The organism is Hansschlegelia plantiphila (genome assembly GCF_027922265.1).
GTDB lineage: Bacteria > Pseudomonadota > Alphaproteobacteria > Rhizobiales > Methylopilaceae > Methylopila > Methylopila plantiphila.
In genome coordinates, this window is sequence record NZ_BSFI01000015.1 from 1 (window position 1) to 3758 (window position 3758).

General features: G+C 64.7%; 2 protein-coding genes and 3 pseudogenes. 1 reads left to right on the forward strand and 4 read right to left on the reverse strand.

Annotated elements, in window-relative coordinates:
* The coding region (locus PKE75_RS13145) for a hypothetical protein (RefSeq protein ID WP_271169202.1) at positions 1-529 on the forward strand (529 nt) is incomplete at its 5' end.
* A 7-nt stretch (positions 530-536) separates the two neighbouring features.
* Here the strand turns inward: PKE75_RS13145 and terL are convergent.
* The 4 genes and pseudogenes from terL to PKE75_RS13165 all read right to left on the reverse strand — a co-directional run.
* Positions 537-2009 (reverse strand): phage terminase large subunit, encoded by a 1473-nt coding sequence (terL, locus tag PKE75_RS13150; protein WP_271169201.1) that lies wholly within the window; start codon positions 2007-2009, stop codon positions 537-539.
* 3 nt (positions 2010-2012) lie between these two features.
* Positions 2013-2282 (reverse strand): annotated as a pseudogene (locus PKE75_RS13155) (DUF5681 domain-containing protein); the annotation flags it as partial.
* Positions 2283-2330: 48 nt separating this feature from the next.
* Positions 2331-2712: pseudogene (locus PKE75_RS13160) on the reverse strand (ATP-binding protein); the annotation flags it as partial.
* A pseudogene (locus PKE75_RS13165) lies at positions 2712-3758 on the reverse strand (IS21/IS408/IS1162 family transposase); the annotation flags it as partial. The pseudogenes PKE75_RS13160 and PKE75_RS13165, both read right to left, overlap by 1 nt.

Sequence of the window (3758 nt, forward strand, 5' to 3'; positions counted from 1 at the left end):
AAGGTGGCGCACGTCCGGCTCTGCCACTCGTGGATGCTGTTCGTGCGGGCCTATCCGCGCGAGAGCCAGGAGATGGTGTTCGACGCCCACGACCGGGCGTTCGCCTTCTTCAAGGGGACCTGCACGCAGCAGCGTCGATACCAATCTGAAGGCGGGCAAGGTTCGCCTGCTGTTCGTCGCGGACATCATCCCACGGGAGCTGCGACGGGTCGTCGAGTTCCTGAACGCCCAGATGAGCCCGGCCGAGGTGCTGGCCATCGAGCTTCGCCAGTATCAGGGCGAGGGCTTGCGAACGCTCGTCCCGATGGTGATCGGCCAGACCCAGGCGGCCATCCGCAGCAAGAGCTCGATCTCGAACGCTCCGCAGCGGACTTGGGACGAAGCCTCGTTCCTTCAGGCGCTCGGCGAACGGACCGACGAGCAAAGCGTCGCAAATGCACGCCCAATCATCGACTGGATGAAGCGCACCGCGGACCGCGTCTTATGCTTCAACTGGGGTAAAGCTGAAGCCGTCGACGCCACACTCTAAGGCCAGCTCAGAACGGCAGCTTCGGGTCCGTTTCGTAGGCCGATAGTCCCAGCAACACGGCACGGTAGTCTAGAGCGCGTAGAAATTGGCTCGTCGAGTCGACCTGATCCGCATAAACGCCATGAGGGAACAGCGCGATCTCTTGTTCAAAGGCATCAAGCCATGGCGCTGAGTTCGGTAAATAGACCCGTCCCCGCTCGATCTTCGGCGTTTGTCCCTCTGCTCGCGCCAGCTTTGCGGCATTCGGGGAGATCGGTAGCAACCACCGGGTCGGCGACTGATACGTTTTCAGCTCCTGGATAAGGATCTGTCCGACGCCTGCACTTTCGACGATCACCTGGTCCGCCTTGTGCTTCTTTCTTTCAGACAGCACTCTCGAACCGAGCTGAGGAAACTTCATGCGCTCGCGGAGCACGTCAAGAAGATACAGCTTTCGGCCTGCGATGCCCCAAGTTGTGCAGACCGTATAGGCGTTGGCCTCGCCGTCCATATAGGCTGGGTCCCAGCCCTGTATTACGCGCTCGAACGCCTTGCGCGGCGGCGCCTCGTCGTAACGGCGAAACCAACTCATCTTGAACAGGTTCCCGTCGGGCGGAAGAGGCCTCTGCAAAATCTGAGCATTGTAACCTGCCTCACCGAGCTCCTCCTTTAGGAGCTTCAGGTCCGCATGGCCGAAACGCTCGGGGAACAGGAGGTCGCCGGGCTCGAGCGTCCAGGCCTTTCCGCCGCCGATATCGAGCGCCTGCCGTTTCCAGACTTCGCCCGGAAGCTCGAGCAAGGTCCACCCGCTCTGAGCCATCAGTCGGCCGATAGGGTCGTCCTGATGGAGCCGTTGCATGATGACGATCATGCGACCCTCGGTCGGCTTGTCGAACCGCGACAGCAGGGACTGCGTCATCCAATCGAAGACCGACTGGCGGGCGTTCTCGGACGAGGCTTCTATCGCCTTCAGCGGGTCGTCCACGACAATGAAATCTGCGCCTTTTCCGGTCACAACGCCGCCGACGGAGGTCGCGAGGCGGTAGCCCTTTTCGGTCGTCCGCAGCTCTTCGAGAGCGGCTCCTCCGGAAGCGAGCATCGCGCCCGGAAAAACGTCCCGGAACTGCGACGACCGCATCAGGTCTCGCCCTTGACTGGCGAAGCTCTTAGCGAGCTGCTCGGAGTACGACGCGCAGACCACCTTCAACCGAGGGTCTTGTCCAAGCAGCCACGCCGGGAGAGCGACCGTCCCCAGCATGCTCTTGCCATGTCGCGGCGGCACCGCGATCGCGAGACGCTTAATCTCGCCGGAGGCGACCTTCTGAAGGGCCGTCGCGATAGCTCGAAAATGTAGAGCGTCGATGAAAGGCTGTCCCGGCGCCAACACCGGAAACATCGCGCGGAAAAAAGGGTAGAGGTCCTTCCGGCACGCGACGCGGATGGCCTCGCGGGCGTCCGCGCGCCGAGCATGCACGAGGGCGGCGCCTTTGCCGCCGGCCATCGATCAGGCCTTCGACAGCAGTTCGAGGATGGCGATCTCCTCCGCCGAGAGCGGCGCCTCGGCCGGCTGATCCGCATTCGGATCCACCAAGGTCGCGAGGTGACCCATGATCAGCTTCAGCGCCGTCGCATCGCCATGAAGCGCCGCGTCGAAGATCTTCCGGATGAGAGCCTTCGCGCGGGGGATTTTGACGACCTTGTCGCCCACGCTTACCTTGATCGCGCGATGCGTCTCCTCGAGCATCATCTCCGCGAAGGTCGGCTTCCGCTTGGGACGTCCTCTCGGTTACCGGGCACGCCAGGCTGGAAACGGGTGGCGATTGGCCCCGTCGCGGATGCAGGCCCGGGCGATCGCGATGGCGAGGTGGGTCTTGCCGGTCCCGGTTCCGCCGACCAGCACGACGTTACGCTGGTGAGCCAGGAACTCGCCGCTGGCGAGGTCGCGGATCAGCGTCTCGTTGATCGGCGTGTCGTCGAAGGCGAAGTCCTCGACGTCGCGGGCGAGCGGCAGTTTGGCCGATGGTGATCTGGTACTTGATCGAGCGCGCCTGCTTCTCGCTGATCTCGGCGGTGAGCAGGTCGCCGACGATGCGTTGAGACTCGTGCTCGCGCTTCACGGCGGTCGCGATGATCTCGTCGAAGGCGGCCTTCATCCCGTAGAGCTTGAGCTCGCCCATGATGGTCAGTATCGCGGAACGCTTCATCACACGGCTCTCCTGAGGGTGTCGTATCGGGCGCAGTCGGCGGTCGGCTCGACGGCGAGCCGCAACGCTTCCGGCGTCATGATCGTGACCGGCGGCGCGGGGCCCGGCGCCGGGCGAGGATGTTCAGGACGACGTCGGCCGAGCAGACGCCCTAACGCAGCGTCTCGGCGCAGGCGGCTTCGACCGCGGACAAGCCGTCGCTCAGCACCGCGGCCAGGATCGCGACCATCTGACGGTCGCCGTCCTCGACGCTCGTGAGCTTGCGTCGGACCTTCTCGATGCTCGCCGGCAGCACCCAGTCCTTGAACGGCGCTCCGTTCCTGAGCGCGCCGGGCTTCCTCGCTAGTACGGGGACGTAATGCCAGGGATCGAACACCGTCTGGCCGCGGCCGAAGCAGCGCGGGTGGTCGCCGACGATCCGGCCGTCCTGACGCAGCTCGATTCGGTCGGCGTAGGCGCGGATCTCGGCCGGGCGGCCGATCGCGCTCGCGGCGACCGAGTACTTGTTGTTGTCGAACCGCACGAGGCACGTCTTGGACACCGACGCCGGCACGGCGTGGAAGCCGTCGAAGCGGCGGCATAGGGAACGAGGCTCAGGCGCTCGGCCTCGAACGCCTCCCACACGGTCCGGTCCGCGAACTCGGGATGACGATGCGCCTTGGGCGTTGAGCGATCGCCTGGTCGAGCACCCAGGCGTTCAGTTCGTCATAGCTCTTCGCCCCGACGCGCGGCGTGAAGAACCGCTCGCGCACCAGCCCGACCTTGTTCTCGACCTGACCCTTCTCCCAGCCCGACGCCGGCGTGCAGGCCACGGGGTCGATCAGGTAGTGGCTGCACATTTGCAGGAAGCGTCGATTGTAGGCGCGAGCGCGGCCGACGAGGATCGTCTCCACCGCGGTCTTCATGTCGTAGATCCCGCGCGTGCAGGTCCCCTTGAAGAAGGCGAACGCCCGGTCGTGGGCGTCGAACACCATCTCCTGGCTCTCGCGCGGATAGGCCCGCACGAACAGCATCCACGAGTGGCAGAGCCGGACGTGCGCCACCTT

Bases quoted from the DNA above. Each gene is read 5' to 3' on its own strand.
- terL (WP_271169201.1), bottom strand. From the start codon at position 2,009: ATGGCCGGCGGCAAAGGCGCCGCCCTCGTGCATGCTCGGCGCGCGGAC.